The sequence below is a fragment of the Rhodococcus sp. SJ-2 genome (genome assembly GCF_053750035.1).
Map to the genome: position 1 here is coordinate 1,841,131 of NZ_CM132340.1, position 21,849 is coordinate 1,862,979.

The following is a 21,849-nucleotide window of genomic DNA, read 5'->3' on the forward strand; positions in this document are numbered from 1 at the left end:
ACGAATCCGTACGGTCCTCGGAAGGGAACGAGCATGGACAAGAACGACATGATCCTGATCAGCGTCGACGACCACATCATCGAGCCGCCCGACATGTTCACCAACCACCTGCCCGCGAAATACGCCGACGATGCACCGCGTCTCGTGCACATGGACAACGGCGCGGACATGTGGAAGTTCCGCGATCGCATCATTCCGAATGTGGCCCTCAATGCTGTCGCCGGACGCCCCAAGGAAGAGTACGGCCTGGAGCCCGAGGGCCTCGACGAGATCCGTCCGGGTTGTTACGACGTTCATGAACGCGTCAAGGACATGAACGCGGGCGGTGTTCTGGCACAGATGAACTTCCCCTCGTTCCCCGGCTTCGCTGCCCGACTGTTCGCGACCGAGGACTCGGACTTCTCACTGGCACTCGTCCAGGCCTACAACGATTGGCATGTCGAGGAGTGGTGCGGTGCGTACCCGGGCCGGTTCATCCCCATGGGACTCCCGGTCATCTGGGACGCCGAACTGTGCGCGCAGGAGGTCCGGCGCCTCGCGAAGAAAGGGGTGCACTCCCTGACCTTCACGGAGAATCCCGCCGCGCTCGGCTACCCCAGCTTCCACGACGAGTATTGGAATCCACTGTGGAAGGCGCTCGTCGACACCGACACCGTCCTGTCCATCCACATCGGCTCCTCGGGCAAACTCTCCATCCCCGCAACGGATTCACCCCCCGATGTGATGATCACGCTCCAGCCGATGAACATCGTGAACGCGGCAGCCGATCTACTGTGGTCACGGCCGGTCAAGGAATTCCCAGACCTCAAGATCGCCCTCTCCGAGGGTGGGACGGGCTGGATCCCGTACTTCCTCGAACGCGTCGACCGGACGTTCGAGATGCACTCGACGTGGACGCTGCAGGATTTCGGCGGCAAGTTGCCCAGCGAGGTGTTCCGGGAGCATTTCCTCACGTGCTTCATCAGCGACCCGCTCGGGGTCAAACTCCGCCACGACATCGGTATCGACAATATTTCGTGGGAAATGGACTATCCGCACAGTGATTCGATGTGGCCGGGCGCTCCCGAGGAGCTCAGTGGTGTCTTCACCGACGAACATGTGCCCGCCGACGAGATCGACAAGATGACCCACTTGAACGCCATGCGGTGGTACTCGTTCGACCCGTTCACGCACGTGCCACGCGACCAGGCCACCGTCGGAGCCCTGCGGGCTGCGGCAGCAGGGCACGACGTGAGTATCCGCGCACTGAGCCACCATCAGACGAGCGCCGAGGAGAAGCTGGCCGTCTGGGACCAGCAGATCGCCGCCGCATCGCAGATGCAGCGCTCGAACTGAGCTCGTTCGATCCGACATCGAGGAGACAACCGTTGGACGTACCGTTCACCTGGAAGGTCACGGGCTGGTTCGTGATCGGCTGGTCGGAAGAGTTCGAGACCGGGCACAGCAGGGCCCTGCGCTATTTCGGGGAGGATCTCGTCGCCTACCGCGACGACAGCGGTGAACTCCACGTCATGACCGGGCACTGCCGCCATCTCGGCGCGCACCTCGGACACGGCGGCAAGGTCGTGGGTGACTGCATCGAGTGCCCGTTTCACGGGTGGCGGTGGGGGCCGGATGGGACCAACCGCTACATCCCGTACGACCCCGACCGACCGAACAAGGCGCTGAAACTGCGTGTCTACCCGATTCAGGAGCAGCACGGAATCGTGTACATGTGGCATCAGCCCGACGGAAAACCACCGCAATGGGAGCTACCCGACCCGTTCACGAAGTTCCCCGAGATCGTCTCCGGCCCCGACAGCTACTATCGTGTCTATCCCGAGTTCTCACGCCGAGCAGAGTACGAGCCGGTGCACCCACAGGTTGTCGCCGAGAACGGCCCGGACAGTGCACATTTCCGGTACGTACACGGCGCGAGCGTGACGCCGGTATCGCTCGGCTGGGAAGCGGTCGACAACGAATGGCGATTCCTCACCGGCTGGCCGGACACCACCAGCGACGACCCCGACAAGATGGCCCTTCGCATCCACAGTCACTTCTCCGGACTCGGGTACGCGATGAGCGCATTCGAAGGCACCCAGAACTATCGGCTGATCTTCGCCTGCACACCCGTCGACAACGGGCATTCCGATCTCTTCTATTCGATCTGGTGGCCCCGCAACGAGGGAGACACCTCCGAGGTCCCGCCGCCGGCCGTGCAGGAGAAGGTCGAACGCAGGTTCCTTCATACCGTCTTCGAAGACCTCAGCATCTGGCGCCATCAGATCTACGTCGAGAACCCCCCGCTCGGTCGTGTCGACGCCAAGCCGTACATGGCGATGCGCCGGTGGGCGAAGCAGTTCTACGAGGTACCCGCAGAGAGAAACGTCGAGGAGCCGGTGTGAGCGCACCGACGCTGGCCGAGCTCGTGGATCCGGAGCGCACGGCGATCGTCACGCAGGAACTGCAGGGCGCGGTCGTCGGTCCGGATTCGGGAATGCCGGCACTCACGCAGGAGGCGGGGCGTCACGCTCTGCCCAATATCGCCCGGCTCCTGCCTGCGGCACGACAAGCCGGCGTCCGTATCGTGCACTGCCTCGTCCACCGCCGCGACGACAACCAGGGATCGAACCACAACGCGAAGCTCTTCGCAGTCGGGCGCCGCGCGACGTCGATGTCCCCCGGAAGCCCGGGGGCAACTCTCCTGCCGCAGTTCGGGCCTGCCTCCTCGGATCTGGTGTTGACCCGGATGCACGGTCTGGGTCCGATGGGCGGTACGGATCTCGATGCCGTCCTCCGCAATCTCGGCGTCGACACGATCGTGGCGGTCGGGGTATCCCTGAACGTCGCGATCCCCAACCTGGTGATGGACGCGGTGAACAAATCGTATCGGGTGGTGGTCCCCCGCGACGCCGTCGCGGGGATTCCCGCCGACTACGGCACAGCGGTGATAGACCACACCCTGAGTGTGCTGGCCACCGTCACCACGACCGACGACATCCTCGCCGCGTGGAGACGGTGACGCAGCAACGCCTCGTCAATCACTGGCAGGTAGCGCCTTGGAATCCCTCACACCTGTCTTGATCATCCGTCGACTCTCCGTTTCTCACTCGTCAATGCAATCGGGCCTTCTGCCACCACCGAGCCGATCCAGCCGAGATCGACACCGGCGTCCGTAGCGGCTGCGTCACACGCAGCAACATCCTTGCGCAGGAACGGAGACGCAACCTCGGAGAATGCTTCGACGCCACCGATCTTCCTGATCGAGTCGAGCGCATGGCTACGGCCACTGCTGAGCGACACAGCGTCGAGCAGTTCGTTGCGTCCGATGCCGAGCCGATCGCCGAGTTCGACTGCTGCCGCTGCAAGTTGGGCATTAGCGGCAAAAAGGATGTTGTTCACCAGTTTCAGGTTCAACGCAGTGCCGAATCCCCCGGTCCTGATCACCGGATCGGCATAGGCACTCACCACGGGGTCCACCCGGTCCACCACGTTCTCCTCGCCGCCCAACAGGACGGTCAACGTCCCGGCCGCGATGTCGTCGGCCGATCCGCTCACCGGCGCATCGACAAGCGCAGGACCGCTCGGATGATCGGCGCGGATCTTCGCGAGTGTGCCGACGGTGCCCGTGGTGTGCGATACGACGATCGACGTCTCCTTCGCGTTCTCCATGAAACCGTCGGGGCCGCCAGCCAGGTCGATCAGTTGCTCATCCGAGAACACGCAGACCACGAGGATGTCGGCCTGTCGTGCCACGTCGGCGACCGAGTCCGCGAGGTACGCGCCCGCACTGCCGAGACGCATGCGTACCTCCTCGCGGCGGGCGTAGAGGCGGACGTCGTATCCGGCGGCGAGAAGTCGGCGAACCATGGGTTCACCCATCTGGCCCGCTCCGAGGAATCCGATGACTTCGGGCATGGCGATACTCACCCCTTCCAGGGCACGGACTTCACATAGCCGCCGGCATCGATCCGCAGTTGGGTTCCGGTGATGAAACGCGACGCGTCGCTCGCGAGGAAGAGCACGGCCTCCGAGACGTCGTGCGGTTCGATGTACGGCACACGCATCGCCTGCATGGCCGGAAACGCCATCTCCGCCTCCTCCCGGGTGGGATGTTCGAGGTCGGGCCTGAACACCCGGTACATTCCCTCGTTGTGGAGCATGTCGGTGTTCACATTCGTCGGGTGCACCGCATTGATTCGGATGTCCTTCTTCGCCAACTGCACTGCGAGGTCGTTGACGTACCGTGCCACGATCTGTTTCGCAAGGCTGTACGCCGAACCACCCGGCCCCTGATTGGTGGCGCTACCCAACTGAGCGGCCAGAGAGCCGGTCGCAATGATCGACGCGCCCTTGCCGAGATGCGGAATGCTGCCCTGCACCACGTTGAATACGCCTGCCAGATCGGTGTCGATGGTGTCGGACCAGGATTGCAGCGTCTGCCCGTCACCCATCGGACAGATTCCCGCGTTGGCAACGACGATGTCGAGCCGTCCGAGATCCTTCACTCCCGCGGCAATTGCGTTCCATACGTCGCGTCGTTCCCGCACATCGGCGACCACGGTGTGAACACGGACGCCTTCCTTCTCGACGAGACGTGCGGTCTCGTCGAGATCCTCTGGGCGTGCCAGGGGATATGTGTTGCCGTCGAGGTCTGCGCACAAGTCGAGAGCGATGATGCTTGCACCCTCGGCGGCCAGGTGGACCGCGTGCGATCTTCCCTGTCCGCGGGCTGCTCCCGAAACCAATGCAACCTTGTTGTCCAGCTTGCCCATCCGTATGCCTTTCGTAGCCGTATGATCACCCGCGAGGAAGCCTGCCTGCGATAGTTTTCGTTTCGAGATACTGATCGAAACCTTCTATCCCGCACTGCCTCCCGATACCGCTGTTCTTGTATCCGCCGAAGGGCGCGTCGGCCCCGTAGAACATTCCGCCGTTGACGCCGATAGCTCCGGTACGCACGCGCCTGGCAAGTGCCATCCCTCGTTCGGCCGTGTCCGACATGACTGCACCAGCAAGACCGAAGTGGCTGTCGTTGGCGAGCCGTACGGCTTCGTCGTCATTCTCGAACGGAATCAGTATCGCGACCGGACCGAACACCTCTTCCTGCGCGATGGCGGCGCTGTTGTCGACTCCGGTGACGAGGGTGGGCGCCACGAAGTGGCCTCCCTGCAGGTGTTCGGCCAGACCGTCGACCTCACCACCACCGGTGAGGAATCGCGCACCGTCGGCGCGTGCCTGATCAAGTATGCCGAGCACCTTCTGTTTCTGGGCTGCGCTGATGAGTGGCCCCACGAACGTTCCCGGGTTCACCGGGTCGCCGACCGGAATCTGCTTGTACGCCTCGGCCGCACCCGCCGCCATATCGTCGAACAAAGACTTGTGCACGAGGATTCGCGTATTGACTGCGCAGGCCTGCCCCGCGTGGGAGCACGCGCCGATCGTCGCCATGATCGCCTTCGACAGATCGGCACCGTCGGTCACGATGAGAGCGGATTTACCGCCGAGTTCGAGGAACGTCCGCTTCATCGTCGCGGCTGCTCGCTGCATCAGAATGCGCCCGACGGCGGTCGATCCGGTGAAAGAGATGAGGTCGACCCGGGGATCGTCCGCGAGCCGACCCGCGACGTCGTTGTCGGGCGTGGTCACCACATTGAACACGCCCGGGGGAATATCGGTCTTCTCCGCTACGAGCCGACCGAGACGAGCCGCGTTCCACGGCGTATTCGGATCGGGCTTCAGGATCACAGTATTGCCCGCAGCCAGGGCAGGCCCGATCTTGTTGAGGATCACTTCGATCGGGTAGTTAGAGGGCGTGATTGCTGCGACCACCCCGGCGGCTTCCTTGACGACGGTGCGTACGTTGCGCGGGCCGAACAGGCCTCCGCCGTCGAGGGTCCGCTCCCATTCGAAGGAGTCGATCAGCGACGCAGGGTAACGGAGTGAGTCGGCCAGCGGCCAATCCAGCTGGGCATCGGAGGTGGCCATCACCGGGCATCCCACCTCCGCGACGAGTTCGGCACGCAGGTCTTCCTTCTCGGACTCGAGTGCGGCCTGCAACTGTTCGAGGCAGCGCCGCCGCAGGCCGCGGTCGGTCGACCACGAGGTCTCGTCGAATGCGCGTCGGGCAGCGCCGATTGCCCGTTCCATATCCGGTGCGCTCGCCGCGGCAGCATCTCCGAGTACGAGCCCGGTGGCCGGACTGAGATTTCGATATGTCGCACCGCCCGTCGCTTCGGTCAGCGCTCCGTCGATGAGCAGACGGGTTTCTGCTTGTTGCGCAACGCGACGACCCCACTCCACACTTGTCGCGGTCTCGAGACGACCCCTCCCGTCGCTCAGCTCGCCCCGACGGTCAGCGACTCCACTCATACATTCTCCTCGACTACGAAACCGGATGACTAACTGTAATCAATACAGTAATGTCTTGGGAAGCTGTACAGCCGACTTTCTGCAAGAAGGGAACGCCGATGTCCGATCTCCTCAACGGTGTCACGGTGGTGGAACTTGCTTCCTGGACTTATGTTCCGAGTGCCGGTGTCGTTCTCCGGGATTGGGGGGCCGATGTCATCAAGGTCGAAGACACTCGCGGCGGCGATCCCTGTCGCTACCTGACGGTCGGTGGCCTCGACCCCGCGGAGTCCCGCGTGAAAGCGAACTTCATGATGGAAATCGGCAACCACGGAAAACGCAGCATCGCGATCGACATCAAGACACCCGAGGGTCGCGAGATCTTTGCCAAGCTCATCGCCAAGGCCGATGTCCTCCTGACGAACTGGCTTCCCGGCGCACTCGAACGCGCCGACCTGTCGGTGGACACGCTCCGCGCCTTCAACCCGAAGCTGATCATCGCGCGTGGAAGCGGCCAGGGCCCCCTCGGCCCCGACCGCGACAAAGGCGGATTCGACGCCTCCGGATACACCGCTCGCGCCGGTGTTGCCTATGCACTCACCCCGGACGGCCAAGAGTTCCCATTCGCACAGGGCCCCGCATTCGGCGACCTGCAGGGCGGTAGCACCCTGGCCGGCGGTATCGTTGCCGCTCTCTTCCATCGAGAACGGACCGGAGTGGCACGGACGGTCGACGGATCGCTGCTGGCCCAAGGAATGTGGGCCGTGGCACCGGACATCTGCGCCGCCGACTACTACGGCATCGACCGCATTCCCGCCTACGCGCCGGGCGAAGCACCGAACCCCGTGGTGAATCGATACAAGACCCGCGACGACCGGTGGCTCCAACTCGTGTTCCTGCAAGCAGACCGCTACTGGAAGGGATTCTGCGAGCGGATCGGACATCCCGAACTCTCGGACGACGAAAGATTCACGCCGCTGGCCAACCTCATTGCCAACAAGGACGATGCCACCGCCATTCTGCGCAAGATCTTCGCCGAGCGCGATCTCGCAGAATGGCAGGAGGTCCTCGCCGACGAGCCCGGCGTGTGGGCACCGCTCGCGACACCGGCGGAAGCACTCGACGACGCGCAGGCCGTCGCCAACGGCTATCTGATGACCGTCGCCGACGACGACGGCGAATTGTTCAAGACGGTCTCCGCCCCGATCCAGTTCGACGAGACGCCCCCGAAACCGGGGCGCTCACCCGAGCACGGGGAACACACCGACCAAATCCTCGAAGAGCTGGGGATGAGCTGGGACGACATCATCGCGGCGAAGGTCTCCGGCGCCGTTCTGTAAACCCCTGATACACAACGCCGGCCGGACCACAGTGGTCCGGCCGGCGTTCTCGTCGTGACAACTCAGCTCTTCACCGGCGCATATATCGGCCGGCCCAAGCCCAGCATGTACTGGCCGATCATGTTGCGGAACACCTCGAGGGTGCCGCCGTATATTCCACACAGAGGAGCCCACCGGTACAGGTATTCACTCGCTCCGTCGTCGAGTGCCCCGTCGGTCTCCACCGGCAACGCGGATGCGGGGCCCAGGATGTCCATCAACTCGGGGGCGACATCGCGCATCGTCTGCGCAATCGCCACACGGCCGTACATGTTCGATGTACTGAGCGCCACCTCGATCCGGGCGACGGCCTTGCCCAGACGGTGTGCGACGGACTCGTCGTCGATGCGTCGAAGCCCGTCGACCCCGGGGCGGTCCACAATGGTCGCCACCTTGTCGACAGCCGTACCCATGAACATGCCCTGATGCTGGAGGATCGCGATGTCGTCGAGTCCGTCGGCGTCCGCCGCGACCACCCCGTGTTCAGCGTCGAGCGGGCCACGCAGAACGGCCCAGCCGCCGTTCACTTCCCCGAGTCGATACTTGTCGGGAATCCGGACGTCGTTGTAATAGACGATGTTGGTGCGATCGCCGTCGACGGTCCACAGGCCCTGGATCTCGATGCCCGGCGTGTCCAGCGGGACCAGGAACATCGTCAGGCTCTTGTGCTTTTTTTCTGCGTTCGGGTCGGTGTTCGTGATCAGGAAGACGTACCGGCAATTGTGCGCGCCGGTGGTGAACATCTTCGAGCCGTTGATCACCCAGTCGTCGCCGTCGCGCACCGCCCGGGTCTTGCAGGTGGCGATATCCGAGCCACCCTCGGGCTCCGTGTAGCCGAGGCACATACGCACGTGACCGCTGAAGACCCCGGGCATCACCTCGTCACGCAGTTCCGGCGAACCGTACGCCTCGACGGAATGCGAGACCAGGATGGTGGTTCCCCACGTCACCCACGGAACATGGGAACGTCGGCGCTCGAGCGCCCACAGGCGGCTCTCGACCCGTGAGAAACCGCCCTCGTCCGCCTTGCGGTACTCGCGTTCCAGATAGCCGGCTTCGCCCATCGCGAGGTGGACGCCCTCATCGAAGTTGTCGCCCGTTTCGCGATCACGTCGCCGAACTTCGTCGGTGACATGTTTGTCGAGAAACGTGCGGATCTCATCGAGAAACGCCTGTTCGTCGCCGGTCAGCTCAACCCGTGAAAAATCCATGGTCCCCTCCTCTACACCGCAGCCAGAGCCGCATGGGCACTCGCCGACCGCTTCTCCGCCACGATCCGAGCGACGTGTCGGGCGGTGTCGGCCGGATCTCCGCCTGCCAGCGACCAGCCACGCGCCCGCACCAGATACGAACTTGCCGCGGCCTCGGTGGACACTCCGAGACCGCCTTGAACATGCACCGACATCGTTGCTGCGCGCGATGCCTCATCAGCCATGAAAACGAATGCGGCTCCGGCCAACTCGGGGCGCACCTCCGGTTCGTTGTCGAGGAACCACGCTGCCTTGCGTGCCAGCGCCCGCCCACCCTCTACCGTGATCGCCATATTCGCCAAAGGGTGCGAGATGCCCTGCAGCGACGAAATGGGAACTCCCAGTGTGTAGCGCGACTTCGCGAACTCTGCCGCGATACGCATGGACTGCTCCACCAACCCGACGAGAGCCGAGGCGGTCAGCAGGCGCCATTCGGCGAGCGCTCGATCGAATTCTTCGAGGGCAGCGGGCCCACACGCAAGAACAGTTCTGTGCGTCGCCTCGGCAGGGTCGACCCACGCCATCGGCAGCTTCCCTAGATTCTCGACCCGTTCCGGAGCGGAGTCGAACGTCAGGAGCACGATGTCCTCACCGTCGCGGACGACGAGATCGTCGGCGACCGACGCGGCGGGGATCAACCGTCGGCCGGACACGTCACCGAGGTGCGGATCGAGCCCGACGATTCGCTGCCCCGACGCGATCGCACCGAGGTCCTGGACATCGAGCCGTGCCAACAGGCGTGCGGCACAGACGTGGTCGATCCACGGCACAGGTGCCAAGTACCAGCCTACTTCCTCGGCGACCAGCGTCAGATCGACCAGCGTCGCTCCGTCACCACCTGCATCCTCGGGGAGGGCCATCGTTGTGGCACCGGTCGAGCAGAGCCGTTCCCAGAGCGCGCGATCGAGCCCTGCGGCCTCGGCTGCGTGCACCGTATCGATAGTGCAGTGGGTCTCGAAGAACTTCGCGTACGCGTTCTGCAGATCCAGTTGGTCCTCGCTCAGGCTGTAGTCCTCGCGCCGTAGCTCGTACCGATCCATCTCTACTCCTCTGTGTCTTGTCGGAATCAGGCTCGTGCCGAGATCAGATGAGGGGCTGCCGGGCGCCGAAGAAGAACTCCTCCGCGTTGTTGAACAGGAAGTTGTCGAGCGCAGCCTCGGGCAGATCGAGCTCGAGCGCCTCGGGGACGATCCTGCGCTGCGACAGAACCGGCCAGTCGGATGCGAAGATCACTTTGTCCTGTCCTCGTGTCCGCATGAAGTGCAGCAGATTCTCCGGCAGCCGCTTCGGCGACCACGCCGATGTCATGAGCCTCAGGTTCGGGAATCTGATCAGCATCCGGATTGCGACGTCCCACCACGGGTCCGCTCCGTGGATCATGCAGAGTTTCAGTTCCGGGAAGCGCACGCACACCTTGTCGAGGTGTATCGGGTTCTGCGCTTCGGCGGGGAGCGGCGGGCCCGGGATCCCGGTGTTCACGCACAGCGGCAGGCCCATTTCGGCGCATTTCGTGTACAGCGGGTAGTAGACGGCGTCGCTGGGTGGATAGTCACCGTCGCCCCAGAAGCTCGGTCCTATCGCGGCGTAGCTGACCGGCAGGACCTGTGCCACCGCGGCGAGTTCGCGCAACATCCCGATCGGCCGGAGAAGATTGCCCACCCCCATCGCCAGGGAGAACCGTTCCGGATGGGCCTCGGCGAACTTCCGGGCAGTCAGGCGTGGAGTGACCACGGAGTCCATCAAGATGGCCTTCTGGACGCCCATCTCGTCCATCTCGTCGAGCAGTTGCGACATCTCGACGGCTTCGAACATCGACTTCGGTCCCTTGAAGTAATTGTCGCGGACCGAGGTCATCCACTTCGGTTGCGTCTGTGTCTCCCCGAAGTGGACGTTGACCAGACAGTCGATGACATTGCGCGGCATATGAACTCCGTTCGTGCGGAAGTGTGGACGATCGCGCGATAACCGCTCCTACTGTATACCTATCGGTATGATATACCGCAATATCTGACCAGGTGGCCGCACGCCACCATTCCCAGTCCCAGCAACCCGAGGACGGACCGTGCAGAGAGCAATCGCCCCAGAGATATCGACTTGGCCCGACGACCGACCACAACTCCTCGCCAGCACGTGCGACGACTGCGGCGCTACGGTTTTCCCCGTGCAGCCGCTCTGCCCCCGATGCAGCCGCGAGCAGATGACCGACGTCGCACTCCCCCGCACAGGAACACTCGTGGCCTGGACCACGCAGGGCTTCCTTCCCGGCGCACCGTATCTCGGCGACGAAACTCCTGAGACATTCGTACCGTTCGGCGTCGGGCTCGTGCAGTTGGGCGACGTAGTTCGAGTGGAGGGGCGCCTCACCCAGAACAGCCCGTCGGTCCTCGAGTTCGGTATGGAAGTGGAACTGACGATGATTCCGCTCGGACACGACGAGAACGGCGACGAAGTCCTCACTTTCGCGTTCCGGCCGATCGATCCGAAGGGAGTGTCGAAATGAACGAGGTAGCAATCATCGGAATCGGGATGCACCCCTTCGGGCGATTCGACAAGACAGCCATGGAGATGGGCACCGATGCCATCCGCGCTGCGCTCGCCGATGCCGGTCTCGAATGGAAGGACATCCAGTTCGCCGTCGGTGGCAGCTGGGAGGTCGCGAATCCCGACGCGATCGTGGGCCTGATGGGACTGACGGGAATCCCGTTCACCAACGTGTTCAACGCGTGTGCCACCGCAGCCAGCGCAACGGAGTCCTGCGCAGATGCGATCCGGCTCGGCAAGTACGACATCGGCATCGCGATCGGACTCGACAAACATCCGCGCGGCGCATTCACGGTGGATCCCACCCTCGTCGGGATGCCTTCCTGGTACGGCGAGAACGGCCAGTACCTCACCACACAGTTCTTCGGAATGAAGGCGAACCGGTACCTGCACGACCACGACATCTCCGTGCGTACCCTGGCGAAAGTCGCCGCGAAGAACTATCGGAACGGCGTGGACAACCCGAACGCGTTTCGGAGAAAGCCGATATCGGAGCAGCAGATCCTGGATTCTCCGATGCTCAATTACCCGCTCACGCACTACATGTTCTGCGCACCGGACGAGGGTGCAGCCGCGGTGATCATGTGCCGGGCAGACATCGCGCACCGTTTCACTTCGAAGCCGATCTATGTGCGTTCGGTGGAAGTGCGCACGCGGACCTACGGCGCATACGAGGTCAACACCACCTATGCGCCTGTCGAGGAAGTCCCCTCGCCGTCGGTGTTTGCTTCTCGCGCTGCCTTCGAAGCCGCCGGGATCGCGCCGCAGGACGTCGGCGTCGTCCAGCTCCAGGACACCGACGCCGGTGCTGAGGTGATCCACATGGCAGAAGCCGGCTTCTGCGCCGACGGCGATCAGGAGAAGCTGATCGCAGACGGTGCCACCGAAATCGGAGGAAGCCTTCCGGTCAATACCGATGGCGGGCTGATCGCCAACGGCGAGCCCATCGGCGCCTCCGGCCTGCGACAACTGCACGAACTCGTTCTCCAGTTGCGCGGCGACGCAGGCCCACGTCAGGTACCGGGCAAGCCGACCGCAGGATTCGCCCTGCTCTACGGAGCTCCGGGCACCGCTGGCGCGACCGTGGTGTCCACATAGACGCGATCACACATCACAACGCCAATAGACAGAAACAACGTTCCGGGAGGGTTGTTTCTGTCTATTGGCGTTGCAATCGCTGCCCGGCATCATTACGGCCGAGGGCGGACCCTTACTGGGACGTGGTCGTACCCCGCCACATTCTGCATACTCACGCGGGTGCAGTTGTCGAAATCGACGTCGAACTCGGGCATGAACTCGAGCATGTGGCCCAGCGCCACAGCGCTTTCCATCCGTGCGAGCGCCGCTCCGAGACAACTGTGGATTCCCGAACCGAACGCGAGGCTCTGCGCTCCCGAACGATCACGCTCGATGTCGAAGACGTCCGGCTCGTCGAATGCGGCGGGATCCCGGTTCGCCGACCCCAGCAACAGGAAGACAGGTTTACCCGCGGGAATCGTGACTCCGTGAAGCTCGACGTCGCGCATGGAGTACCGCACGTTGTACTGATTCGGTGACTCGAAGCGAAGCAGTTCTTCGACGGCATCCGGGATCAGCGAGCGGTCCTCTCTGAGCCTGGCCCACTGATCCGGGAATCGCGCGAACGTCACGGGCGCGCCGCCGATCAGTTTCGCGACGGTCTCCGCTCCGGCACCACCGAGCAGCGATGCGAACATCGCGATCTCCATGGTGGTCAACTTCGGAGGCTGATCGTCGTCGCGCTCGATCTCGGCTTGGGTGAGCTTGGTGATCATGTCGTCCTGGGGGTGCGCCCGGCGCTCTTTGACCAGCCCGTAGTAGAAGCGCATCACATCGACGACGGCGTCGAGTCCGGCCTGGGTCATCTCGATCTGGCCGACTTCGCGGTGCAGCGACGCGTCGGTCCACAGACGCAGCTGGGTCCTGTTCTCCGGTGGGACGCCGAGCATCTCCGAGATGATCTCCATCGGGAAGTGCGCCGAGAAATCGTGGACCATGTCGAATCCGGAGGGATCCACCTGTTCGAGGAATCGGACGATCTGCGCGTCGACCATGTCGCGTAGGTCGTTGATTGCACGAGGTGTGAACACCTTGCTGACCAGTCGACGCATGTGCCGGTGTTCGGGTGGGTCGAGGACGATGATCGTCTTGTACGACGAGATCTCACCCTTGCGGACGGTATCGAGGTCGAGTCCGCGTGCCGAGGAGTACGTTGCGAAGTCGCGGTACGCCGGGGCGACGTCTGCGTACCTGCTCAGCGCATAGAAATCGTATTCCTCGCTGTAGTAGACAGGTGCTTCGTCGCGCATCCGGGCGTAGATGTCGTACGGTCCGTCGAAGAACTCCCGAGAGAACGGGTCGAAGACGAGCTTCGTCTGGGTCACTGCATCCTCCTGTAGGAACTCATGTCAGGTCCGGCTCGGGGACGTGGAAGTGCTCGTCACGAAGACGGAATGCTTCTTTCGTTCCGTGTTGGGCCCGCGTCTTGACGAAGTTGAACTCGCCGGGCGAGAACTGCAGATTGGTGCCGAAGGCATGGAACAGGTAACTGGCCACTTCCTCGCCCTGGTACGCCTGGCTCTGCTCCACCAGGCGGAACGCCTCCTTCGCGATGACCACACCGTCGGCGGGCATCTTGGCGGCCTTGTCGGCCCAGTACCGTGCGCGGGCCGTGACGTGCGCGGGGTCGCAGGTCTCGGTGAACACACCGAGATGTTCGACGGAGCCTGCAGTGACGATGTCGCCGGTCAGCAGCAGCTGCCGTGCCAGGACGGGTCCGAGGCGATGGAAGAACATGTGCAGGCTCCCCAGGGCCGGGCCGAGGAACCGTGTCGCGGGCATGCCGATTCGCGTGTCACGTGCGATGACGGAGATGTCTGTCATCAATGCCATCTCGAATCCGCCGCCCAGCGCGAATCCGCTGATCTCGCCCACGGTGACCTTCGGGAAGCCCAGGAACTCGTGGTAGAAGCCGAAGGTCTTGCGATCCACGATCAATCGGCGCCGCTGGCTCGGCCTGCGCTTCTCCGGTGCGGGAGAGTCTCCGTTCCGGCCCTCGCCGTACCAGCCGTAGGCGTTGTTCATGTTTGCGCCGGTGCTGAAGACGCCTTCCGCTCCTCGCAGCAGTACCACGGTGATGTCGTCGTCGTCGACGACGATGTCGAGGTAGCGCGCGATCTCGTCGCGCATCGCCTGATCGTAGGAATTCCGCTGAGACGGATTGTTGAGGGTCACGGTCGCGATCCGTGCCTCCCGATCGACATCGAACAGCACTCTGCCGTCGGAGGTCTTGGCGTCGGTCATCGATATGCCCTTCCGAATAGTTGATCTGTGCAGCGGAGTACAGCTCGGCGCTGCGTCATTCTCGACACCGGGTCATCGCCTCCGGCCGAGTTCGGTGGTCTCCAGCGCGTCGATTCGGACCGCTACCGAATCGAGCTCGGCGATACACAACACTTCACCGTTCCGCATGAGGCGCGCTTCGGACACCAGCCCGCGCTCGGTCGTCCGCCGGACGACATCGAAATCCAACGGGGTGAGCAACGGCGTGGGACGCCGATACCGGATGCTGAGGAGCCGTGTCTTACCCGCGACCCCCACCGCGCAATTGTGGTGCTGGATCATACAATCGAAGAACACTGCGAGGAATCCGCCGTGCACAAGCCCGGGCGGTCCTTCGTACACCACGGGGAAGTACACGGTGCCGGACGCACTGTCGGCGTCGTAGGAACGAAGTTCGTACTCGGGGAAGTGCGGATTGAACGAGCCGACATCGAATGCGTGGTCGAGGTAGACGCGCCGATCGTCGTCTCGGTCGTCGGCGAGCCGGAGCCGGGTGTCCGAAGGCGCCTCCGCTGCCAGAATCTGCTCCCACTCGGCGAATCGGGAGAGCATCTCGTCGACCACATCGTGTTCGTGCTCGAGCGACAGCAGCAATCCGCTGAGCCGGCGGAGTGAGGACGCGGCACGTTCGGTCTGCCTGAGCGGAGTTTCGCCGAACCTCCCCGGAACGGAGCGTTCGCCCGAGAAGGATGTCGGCTCCACCTCATTGCTGGTCATAATCTTCTTTCGGCCGACCCGGTTCCGCCTGACCGGGTTCCTTGCTAACTTGTGTAGGAGGCAACGGTACTACATACCGTATACATCACAGTATAGATTCCGAGGGGCGGTTACCACGGTGAGTGACGAGGATGGTTCATCCGAACGAGTCGGTGAGGTACGCGTCGAACACGACGGGCCGATCCTCAGGCTGACTCTCGACCGGCCCAAGGCGCTCAACTCACTGAACCCGGCAATGGTGCACACTCTCGTCCACTCCCTCACCGCCGCCGCGCACGATGATTCCCTCCGCGCGGTGCATATCACCGGAGCCGGAGAGAACTTCTGCGGCGGCGCGGACTGGGTCGGGGCGAACAGCAAGGACGCACCGCGGCCCCGTGCCGGGAATCTGGTTCGCCGCGTCCCCCACCAGGCGCATCGCATCGTCGAACTGGTTCACGATCTCCACCTTCCCGTGGTGTGCACAGTCCGCGGATGGGCGGTGGGTCTCGGCTGCAGTCTCGCATTCGCCGCCGATTTCACCGTTGCGGACGAAGACGCGATCTTCTGGGAACCGTTCATCACGCGCGGTTTCAGCCCCGACTCCGGCGCCACCTGGCTCGTACCCCGACTCGCGGGGACAGCGCGGGCGAAGCAGATGCTGATGCTCGGAGAGAAAATCGGCGCACCCGACGCGTGCGAGTGGGGTCTGATCTACCGCTCGACCCCCGCATCCGACGTCGACGCCGCCGGCGCATCAATACTGGAGCGTCTCGCATCCGGCCCGACCGTGGCGCTCGGACTCGCCAAACAGGCAATCAACCGTAGCCACACCACATCATTGGCCGAGGCGATGAACCAAGAGTTGTACGCTCTCGAATTAGCGTGTCGTACAGATGATTTCAAATCCGGCCTGAGCGCGTTCCGGGAACGGACCGAACCCGAGTTCCACGGCCGCTGACCCCAGACCTGATGGAGAATCGGAGACCCGGAATGGCCTTACCGACAACCTTCGACGAATCGTCGATCCCCGAGTTCGACACGATCCTGCTCGACATCGACGCCGACCGACACGTCGCCACGATCACCCTGAATCGACCGGAACGGTTGAATTCGTTCGATCGCACGATGTGCAACGAGATGAAGGATGCGTGGCGCATCGTCAAATTCGACGAGCGGGTGCACGCGGTGGTCCTGCGAGCAACCGGCGACCGCGCATTCAGCGCAGGTCTCGACATCAAGTCCTCCTACGGTCAACCCGACAACGTCTGGAACCATGAGGATCCGGGTGAGCTCCTCAGCCCGAAATGGCAGAAGATGTGGAAGCCCGTGGTGTGCGCCGTCCAGGGAATGTGCACGGCGGGAGCGCTGTACTTCGTCAACGAATCCGATGTCGTCATCTGCTCCACCGACGCCACCTTCTTCGACTCTCATGTTTCGGCCGGGTTGGTATCCGCTCTCGAACCCGTCGGATTGATGCGCCGCGTGGGTCTCGCCGAGACCCTGCGGATCGCACTGATGGGCAACGACGAACGTGTGGGGGCAGAGACAGCCCTCCGCATCGGGCTCGTCACCGAAATCACGTCACGCGAACAACTGTGGACACGCGCCCACGACATCGCCGCCGGGATCGCCGCCAAGCCTCCGACTGCAACCCAGGGAACAGTGAAAGCCATCTGGGAATCCCTCGACAAGCCGTATCGGGCAGCGATGGATCAAGGCCTGATCTACACACGACTCGGCAATCCGATCGCGAAGAACGAACTCGCCACGCCCGACCCCGAGACGCAGGCATCCCGCGTCACACACCCACCGAGGATCCGCTGATGACCCGAACCGTGCTCGACGAAACCGTCACCGACCACCGGCTCACACGCCGGATCGCGGCGGTGCTCGGCCTCGATCCCGAGGCAGGCGCGATCGAGTACGACGGTGAATGGATCACGTGGGCACAGATCGCCCGCTGCGCCGACCGCATCAACACGATCTGCCGACGGTACGGTCCCGCCGATGGAGCGGGAATCGGTGTGCTGCTACGCAACCGCCCCGCGCATGTGGCCACGCTCCTCGGGGTGCTGCTCTCCGGGCGGTGCCTCGTGGTCGTCAATCCGTCGCGCGGAGACGAGCGGACCCGCACCGACATCGCGGCGCTGAGCTTACCCGTGGTCATCGGTGAGGCCGACGATCTCGGCACGCTCGTCGGCAGACCACCGGGTACGACCACCGTGACGGTCGGCAGGATCTCGCACGAACCCGAGGTCGTGCCCGCAACCGAACGTCCGCGGGCATCGGAGAACCGCCCCGGGACGGCAATCCTCATGCTGACCAGCGGCACCACCGGACCCCCCAAGCGCGTCGAACTCACCCACGACATGCTTGCCCACAGTGTGCTCGGGCCTCCCACGGCCGGCGACACGCCTCCCCACAAGCTCAGCTCGGGTGTCGCGATCGTCAACGCGCCACTCGTCCATATCGGCGGGGTCTATCGAACGTTGCAGTGCATCGTCGCGGCACGACCGTACGTGCTCCTGCCACGGTTCGAACTCGCACCATGGGCGGACGCGGTCCGCAGGCACCGCCCCCGCGCCGTCTCCCTCGTCCCGACGGCACTGCGAATGGTGCTGCACTCCGATCTCACCCGCGACGACCTCTCGAGTCTCCGGGTGGTCACCTCGGGCACCGCCCCGCTGTCGGCAGACGACGCCGACGCCTTCACCGACAAGTTCGGTATCCCGGTACTGACGTCGTATGCCGCGACGGAGTTCGGCGGTGGTGTGGCCGGATGGAGTCTCGCCGACCACCGGCAATACTGGTCGACGAAACGAGGGAGCGTGGGGCGCGCCGAATCCGGCTCTCTGCTGCGCGTCGTAGACGAGTCCGGGACCGAGGTCGATACCGACACCGTCGGGCTGCTCGAGGTCAAACCCGCGCAGCGCGGTGAGGCAACGGACTGGATGCGGACCACCGATCTCGCACGCATCGATGCCGACGGGTTCCTCTGGATCCACGGTCGCGCCGACCAGGCGATCATCCGAGGCGGATTCAAGATCATGCCGGACGACATCCGGAAGGCACTCGAAACCCATCCCGCGGTGGAGAACGCCGCTGTCGTCGGTCGTCCCGATGCGCGATTGGGAGAAACTCCTGTTGCCATGGTCGAGCCCCGCCCCGATGCAGAGGTCACATCGGCCGATCTGGTGGACTACCTGTCCGCGCGGCTCGCTCGCTACGAGATTCCGACCGAGATCGCAGTCGTCGACACCATCCCGCGTACGCCCTCCGGCAAAGCGGACCTCACAGCGGTCCGGAGTCTGCTCCTCACACAGACGCACGCGGAGGACGGGGTGCAGCATGCCTGATCTTCCCCCGGGGGCCACGATGGCGTCGCTGGTCCGCGCACGAGCATCCGAGACACCGACGAAGGACATGGTGGTGGACCCGGTGAACAGGGTCGGCTACCGCGAGCTCGACACCTCCACGCTCCGCATCGCCGCAGTACTCGTCGAGGGCGGAGTCAGTGCAGGCACCCGTGTCGGGCTGATCATGCCGAACAGCGCCGGATGGGTGCAGATCGCCGTGGCGATCACTCGGATCGGCGCCGTACTGGTCCCGCTGAGCACTCTGCTCACGGGAGCCGAACTCCGCGCACAGATCCGGACCGCGTCGATCGCCCATCTCGTCACCGTCGACGAGTTCCGCGGTCGCCGCTACCGCGACGACCTCGCCTCCGAAGTCGGACTGCCCGAACTCGAACCGGGCGATGTTCTCGATCCCGAACTGCCGTCCCTGCGGAGAATCTGGCGAGTCGCGGACGTCCTCGACGCGCAGCCGGCGGCCCGCTCCCACGCGGTTGCCGCTGCCATGGCGGACACCGTGGCACCGTCCGACACGATGGTCATCGTCTTCACCTCGGGAAGCAGCGGTGCACCCAAGGGCGTCATGCATTCACACGGCAGTGCACTCGGTGCCGTCGCATCCGGCTTGGCCGTTCGCTGCATCACCTCCGACAGCCGCCTTTATCTGCCGATGCCGTTCTTCTGGGTCGGGGGTTTCGGTGCAGGGATCCTCTCGGCGCTGCTAGCGGGCGCCACCCTCGTCACCGAGGAGATACCGGTGGCCGCCACGACCTTGCAACTCCTCGAACGAGAACGGGTGACCTTGTTCCGGGGGTGGCCCGACCAGGCCGAAGCATTGGCGCGCGCGGTCGACGAAGTGGGAGTCGACCTTTCGTGGTTGCGGCCCGGCAGTCTCGCCGCGCTGTTACCCGTCGGCGAACGTGGCGAACCCGGCTCCCGCGCGAATCTGTTCGGGATGACCGAGACCTTCGGCCCCTACGCCGGCTACCCCCTGGACACCGATATGCCGCGAGGAGCCTGGGGCAGTTGCGGCATACCGTTCGACGGCATGGAAGTCCGTATCACAGACATCGAATCGGGCAAGCAGGCGCTCACCGGCCGAGAGGGCCGGATCGAGGTCCGAGGACCCCATGTCCTGCACGGCATCTGCGGCCGCAGCCGCGAGGATGTCTTCACACCCGACGGCTTCTATCCCACGGGCGATCTCGGTTACATCGACGATGCGGGTTTCCTCTTCTACCGTGGACGGATCGACGACATGTTCAAGGTCAGCGGAGCTACCGTGTACCCGAGCGAAGTTCAGGCGGCCTTGAAAAGGATCGACGGAGTGGAGAACGCCTTCGTCACGCGGGTCGGCGACGATACCGGTCCACGAGTGGCTGCCGCGGTGATCTGCTCACGCCCGTTCGATCCGTCCGAATTACGCTCGGCAGCAAAAGAACTGTTGAGTTCGTTCAAAGTTCCGACGGTGTGGCTCGTGCTCGATTCGGACGAGACCATTCCGCGCGGAGGCACAGGAAAGGTCGACGCGACTCGACTTCGCCACCTACTGACGACCAGCAATGCATGAACCACAGCCCCGACCGGAGCGAAGGACGACATGAAGAAACGATTGACCTGCCCATGCGGCGAGTACGTGCGCGGTACCGACGAGGACGATCTCGTCGAGAAGGTGAGGCAGCACCTCAGTGAACGCCACCCCGACCACGAGTACAGCCGCGACGAGATTCTGTTCATGGCGTACTGAACCTGAATCCCACCGATCCGGAAAGGAGTGACACATGCGCGTGGAAGTCGACGGCGACAGGTGCGTCGGCCACGGCTTGTGCGAGGCCACCGCACCAGACGTGTTCGAGGTAGGCGACGGAGGTTACGTGATCATCGATGACGAGGCCGCATCTTCCTGCGACCAATCGGATCTGCGCACAGCAGTGAACAACTGTCCCTCTGCTGCACTCCGTGTCATCGAATGAGCTGACTTCCCGGCGGTGTTCCGGTATGAGCTACAGTGAGCCACCATGGGGTCGGCAGCACTCGGTGCCACCGGCAGTCCGTACCACCGCGGGCCGCTTCAGGCCTGCGCTGCCCGACTCTGCGGATCAACTGTGGACGGAAGTCGGAGAGCAATGGCGCGAAAAGAAGAACCTCAGAAGCGCGAACGGCGTGAGCGCGGATCCATCAACCCCGAGGACATCATCGCCGGCGCGTTCGAACTCGCCGAGGAGATCCCGGTCGACAATCTGAGCATGCCGCAGCTCGCGAAGCACCTCGGAGTCGGCGTCACGAGCATCTACTGGTACTTCCGCAAGAAGGACGAACTCCTCAATGCGATGACCGATCGCGCCCTCGAACAGATGCAGGTCGAGGCCGTGATGGGCGACTCGGGTTCGGACTGGCGGGAACGCCTCTACAATCACGCACACGCGGCGCGCAAGGCCTTCATGGAAAACCCGATCCTCTGCGACCTGATCCTCATCAGATCGTCGCTCAGCCCCAGAAACGCCACGTTGGGCGCGCGCGAGATCGAGCACATCATCGCCGATCTCGTGAAGGGCGGTCTGTCTCTCGACGACGCATTCGACGCGTACTCGGCCGTCCAGCTACATGTGCGCGGATCCGTCGTGCTCGCACGTTTGCAGGAGCGCGGCAAGAAGTACGACCCGACGTCGCAGGCGTACTACGAGAATTTGGTCATCACCCCGGACAGCACACCTCTTCTGGCGGAAGCCGCAGCACACGGCCGGGTCGGCGGGGCGCCGAACGACTACAACTTCGAGTACGGCCTCAACTGCATCCTCGACTACACGAGCCGGCTCCTCGAGCAGGAGAAGCCGGCTGCGAGCAAGACCAAGAAGACCACCGCGCGCGCATCCCGGGCAAAGACCGCGCCCGCAGAATAGAAGTGCAGTGGGTGTGCTCGCCGGGCGAGCACACCCA

22 protein-coding genes are annotated in these 21,849 nt (G+C 63.8%); 13 read left to right on the plus strand and 9 right to left on the minus strand.

Translation table 11 applies throughout. From position 1 onward, the window contains the following. Positions 1-33 precede the first annotated feature (33 nt). The 3 genes from ACSYG9_RS08490 to ACSYG9_RS08500 are packed head-to-tail and all read left to right on the plus strand — an operon-like array spanning position 34 to position 3,001. A complete protein-coding gene (locus ACSYG9_RS08490) occupies positions 34-1,335 on the plus strand; it encodes an amidohydrolase family protein (protein ID WP_440126745.1) in 1,302 nt (433 codons plus the stop codon). A gap of 32 nt (positions 1,336-1,367) precedes the next feature. Continuing rightward, positions 1,368-2,384: a Rieske 2Fe-2S domain-containing protein gene (locus tag ACSYG9_RS08495; protein WP_454842075.1), complete on the plus strand. Its 1,017-nt coding sequence runs from the start codon at positions 1,368-1,370 to the stop codon at positions 2,382-2,384. Continuing rightward, on the plus strand, positions 2,381-3,001 hold the full coding sequence (locus ACSYG9_RS08500; RefSeq protein WP_454842076.1) for a cysteine hydrolase: 621 nt from the start codon (positions 2,381-2,383) through the stop codon (positions 2,999-3,001). The genes ACSYG9_RS08495 and ACSYG9_RS08500 overlap by 4 nt, the downstream gene beginning before the upstream one ends. A 62-nt stretch (positions 3,002-3,063) precedes the next feature. Here the strand turns inward: ACSYG9_RS08500 and ACSYG9_RS08505 are convergent, their stop codons facing one another. The 3 genes from ACSYG9_RS08505 to ACSYG9_RS08515 are packed head-to-tail and all read right to left on the minus strand — an operon-like array spanning position 3,064 to position 6,351. Beyond that, on the minus strand, positions 3,064-3,897 hold the full coding sequence (locus tag ACSYG9_RS08505) for an NAD(P)-dependent oxidoreductase (RefSeq protein WP_454842077.1): 834 nt from the start codon (positions 3,895-3,897) through the stop codon (positions 3,064-3,066). 8 nt (positions 3,898-3,905) lie between these two features. Further along, entirely contained in the window at positions 3,906-4,754 is an 849-nt protein-coding gene (locus ACSYG9_RS08510) for a mycofactocin-coupled SDR family oxidoreductase (protein ID WP_454842078.1), read from the minus strand. A gap of 25 nt (positions 4,755-4,779) precedes the next feature. After that, positions 4,780-6,351 carry an aldehyde dehydrogenase family protein gene (locus tag ACSYG9_RS08515; RefSeq protein WP_454842079.1) on the minus strand — a complete coding sequence of 524 codons (1,572 nt, stop codon included), beginning with the start codon at positions 6,349-6,351 and terminating at the stop codon, positions 4,780-4,782. Between the two features lie 98 nt (positions 6,352-6,449). On the opposite strand from ACSYG9_RS08515, the gene ACSYG9_RS08520 reads away from it, so the two are divergent. Next, positions 6,450-7,670 (plus strand): CoA transferase, encoded by a 1,221-nt coding sequence (locus ACSYG9_RS08520; protein WP_440126752.1) that lies wholly within the window; start codon positions 6,450-6,452, stop codon positions 7,668-7,670. A gap of 62 nt (positions 7,671-7,732) precedes the next feature. On the opposite strand, the gene ACSYG9_RS08525 is transcribed toward ACSYG9_RS08520, so the two are convergent. The 3 genes from ACSYG9_RS08525 to ACSYG9_RS08535 are packed head-to-tail and all read right to left on the minus strand — an operon-like array spanning position 7,733 to position 10,882. Next, positions 7,733-8,920 carry an acyl-CoA dehydrogenase family protein gene (locus ACSYG9_RS08525; RefSeq protein ID WP_440126753.1) on the minus strand — a complete coding sequence of 396 codons (1,188 nt, stop codon included), beginning with the start codon at positions 8,918-8,920 and terminating at the stop codon, positions 7,733-7,735. An 11-nt stretch (positions 8,921-8,931) separates the two neighbouring features. Then, positions 8,932-9,999, minus strand: a complete 1,068-nt coding sequence (locus ACSYG9_RS08530; RefSeq protein ID WP_454842080.1) for an acyl-CoA dehydrogenase family protein — start codon at positions 9,997-9,999, stop codon at positions 8,932-8,934. Positions 10,000-10,042: 43 nt separating this feature from the next. Next, complete coding sequence (locus ACSYG9_RS08535) at positions 10,043-10,882, minus strand: amidohydrolase family protein (RefSeq protein WP_440126755.1); 840 nt, start codon at positions 10,880-10,882, stop codon at positions 10,043-10,045. 139 nt (positions 10,883-11,021) lie between these two features. Between ACSYG9_RS08535 and ACSYG9_RS08540 the strand changes: the two genes are divergently transcribed. Next, a complete protein-coding gene (locus tag ACSYG9_RS08540; RefSeq protein ID WP_440126756.1) occupies positions 11,022-11,459 on the plus strand; it encodes an OB-fold domain-containing protein in 438 nt (145 codons plus the stop codon). Then, positions 11,456-12,598 (plus strand): thiolase family protein, encoded by a 1,143-nt coding sequence (locus ACSYG9_RS08545; protein WP_454842081.1) that lies wholly within the window; start codon positions 11,456-11,458, stop codon positions 12,596-12,598. The genes ACSYG9_RS08540 and ACSYG9_RS08545 overlap by 4 nt, the downstream gene beginning before the upstream one ends. A 92-nt stretch (positions 12,599-12,690) precedes the next feature. Here ACSYG9_RS08545 and ACSYG9_RS08550 read toward each other — a convergent pair whose 3' ends face one another. From ACSYG9_RS08550 to ACSYG9_RS08560, 3 genes are all read right to left on the minus strand, one after another. Continuing rightward, positions 12,691-13,902 carry a cytochrome P450 gene (locus ACSYG9_RS08550; protein ID WP_454842082.1) on the minus strand — a complete coding sequence of 404 codons (1,212 nt, stop codon included), beginning with the start codon at positions 13,900-13,902 and terminating at the stop codon, positions 12,691-12,693. Between the two features lie 19 nt (positions 13,903-13,921). Next, the gene (locus tag ACSYG9_RS08555) at positions 13,922-14,821 is read right to left on the minus strand and encodes an enoyl-CoA hydratase-related protein (protein WP_440126759.1); all 900 of its coding nucleotides are present in this window, start codon (positions 14,819-14,821) and stop codon (positions 13,922-13,924) included. 72 nt (positions 14,822-14,893) lie between these two features. Beyond that, on the minus strand, positions 14,894-15,577 hold the full coding sequence (locus ACSYG9_RS08560) for a hypothetical protein (protein WP_440126760.1): 684 nt from the start codon (positions 15,575-15,577) through the stop codon (positions 14,894-14,896). 118 nt (positions 15,578-15,695) lie between these two features. Between ACSYG9_RS08560 and ACSYG9_RS08565 the strand changes: the two genes are divergently transcribed. The 7 genes from ACSYG9_RS08565 (at position 15,696) to ACSYG9_RS08595 (ending at position 21,812) form a co-directional block, all read left to right on the plus strand. Further along, complete coding sequence (locus ACSYG9_RS08565) at positions 15,696-16,517, plus strand: enoyl-CoA hydratase-related protein (protein ID WP_440126761.1); 822 nt, start codon at positions 15,696-15,698, stop codon at positions 16,515-16,517. A gap of 32 nt (positions 16,518-16,549) precedes the next feature. After that, a complete protein-coding gene (locus ACSYG9_RS08570; RefSeq protein ID WP_440126762.1) occupies positions 16,550-17,383 on the plus strand; it encodes an enoyl-CoA hydratase-related protein in 834 nt (277 codons plus the stop codon). Next, positions 17,383-18,915: a class I adenylate-forming enzyme family protein gene (locus ACSYG9_RS08575; protein WP_454842083.1), complete on the plus strand. Its 1,533-nt coding sequence runs from the start codon at positions 17,383-17,385 to the stop codon at positions 18,913-18,915. Before ACSYG9_RS08570 ends, ACSYG9_RS08575 begins: the two co-directional genes overlap by 1 nt. Continuing rightward, positions 18,908-20,482: a class I adenylate-forming enzyme family protein gene (locus ACSYG9_RS08580; protein WP_454842084.1), complete on the plus strand. Its 1,575-nt coding sequence runs from the start codon at positions 18,908-18,910 to the stop codon at positions 20,480-20,482. The genes ACSYG9_RS08575 and ACSYG9_RS08580 overlap by 8 nt, the downstream gene beginning before the upstream one ends. A gap of 30 nt (positions 20,483-20,512) precedes the next feature. After that, on the plus strand, positions 20,513-20,659 hold the full coding sequence (locus tag ACSYG9_RS08585) for a DUF1059 domain-containing protein (RefSeq protein ID WP_440126765.1): 147 nt from the start codon (positions 20,513-20,515) through the stop codon (positions 20,657-20,659). 34 nt (positions 20,660-20,693) lie between these two features. Next, the gene (locus ACSYG9_RS08590; protein ID WP_454842086.1) at positions 20,694-20,885 is read left to right on the plus strand and encodes a ferredoxin; all 192 of its coding nucleotides are present in this window, start codon (positions 20,694-20,696) and stop codon (positions 20,883-20,885) included. Positions 20,886-21,038: 153 nt separating this feature from the next. Next, a complete protein-coding gene (locus ACSYG9_RS08595; RefSeq protein WP_454842088.1) occupies positions 21,039-21,812 on the plus strand; it encodes a TetR/AcrR family transcriptional regulator in 774 nt (257 codons plus the stop codon). The last annotated feature ends 37 nt before the right edge of the window (positions 21,813-21,849 follow it).

Coding starts and splice junctions, on each gene's coding strand:
- ACSYG9_RS08490 (WP_440126745.1), top strand. CDS start 34: ATGGACAAGAACGACATGATCCTGATCAGCGTCGACGACCACATCATC.
- ACSYG9_RS08505 (WP_454842077.1), bottom strand. CDS start 3,897: ATGCCCGAAGTCATCGGATTCCTCGGAGCGGGCCAGATGGGTGAACCC.
- ACSYG9_RS08510 (WP_454842078.1), bottom strand. CDS start 4,754: ATGGGCAAGCTGGACAACAAGGTTGCATTGGTTTCGGGAGCAGCCCGC.
- ACSYG9_RS08515 (WP_454842079.1), bottom strand. CDS start 6,351: ATGAGTGGAGTCGCTGACCGTCGGGGCGAGCTGAGCGACGGGAGGGGT.
- ACSYG9_RS08520 (WP_440126752.1), top strand. CDS start 6,450: ATGTCCGATCTCCTCAACGGTGTCACGGTGGTGGAACTTGCTTCCTGG.
- ACSYG9_RS08525 (WP_440126753.1), bottom strand. CDS start 8,920: ATGGATTTTTCACGGGTTGAGCTGACCGGCGACGAACAGGCGTTTCTC.
- ACSYG9_RS08530 (WP_454842080.1), bottom strand. CDS start 9,999: ATGGATCGGTACGAGCTACGGCGCGAGGACTACAGCCTGAGCGAGGAC.
- ACSYG9_RS08535 (WP_440126755.1), bottom strand. CDS start 10,882: ATGCCGCGCAATGTCATCGACTGTCTGGTCAACGTCCACTTCGGGGAG.
- ACSYG9_RS08545 (WP_454842081.1), top strand. CDS start 11,456: ATGAACGAGGTAGCAATCATCGGAATCGGGATGCACCCCTTCGGGCGA.
- ACSYG9_RS08555 (WP_440126759.1), bottom strand. CDS start 14,821: ATGACCGACGCCAAGACCTCCGACGGCAGAGTGCTGTTCGATGTCGAT.
- ACSYG9_RS08560 (WP_440126760.1), bottom strand. CDS start 15,577: ATGACCAGCAATGAGGTGGAGCCGACATCCTTCTCGGGCGAACGCTCC.
- ACSYG9_RS08570 (WP_440126762.1), top strand. CDS start 16,550: ATGGCCTTACCGACAACCTTCGACGAATCGTCGATCCCCGAGTTCGAC.
- ACSYG9_RS08575 (WP_454842083.1), top strand. CDS start 17,383: ATGACCCGAACCGTGCTCGACGAAACCGTCACCGACCACCGGCTCACA.
- ACSYG9_RS08580 (WP_454842084.1), top strand. CDS start 18,908: ATGCCTGATCTTCCCCCGGGGGCCACGATGGCGTCGCTGGTCCGCGCA.
- ACSYG9_RS08585 (WP_440126765.1), top strand. CDS start 20,513: ATGAAGAAACGATTGACCTGCCCATGCGGCGAGTACGTGCGCGGTACC.
- ACSYG9_RS08590 (WP_454842086.1), top strand. CDS start 20,694: ATGCGCGTGGAAGTCGACGGCGACAGGTGCGTCGGCCACGGCTTGTGC.
- ACSYG9_RS08595 (WP_454842088.1), top strand. CDS start 21,039: ATGGCGCGAAAAGAAGAACCTCAGAAGCGCGAACGGCGTGAGCGCGGA.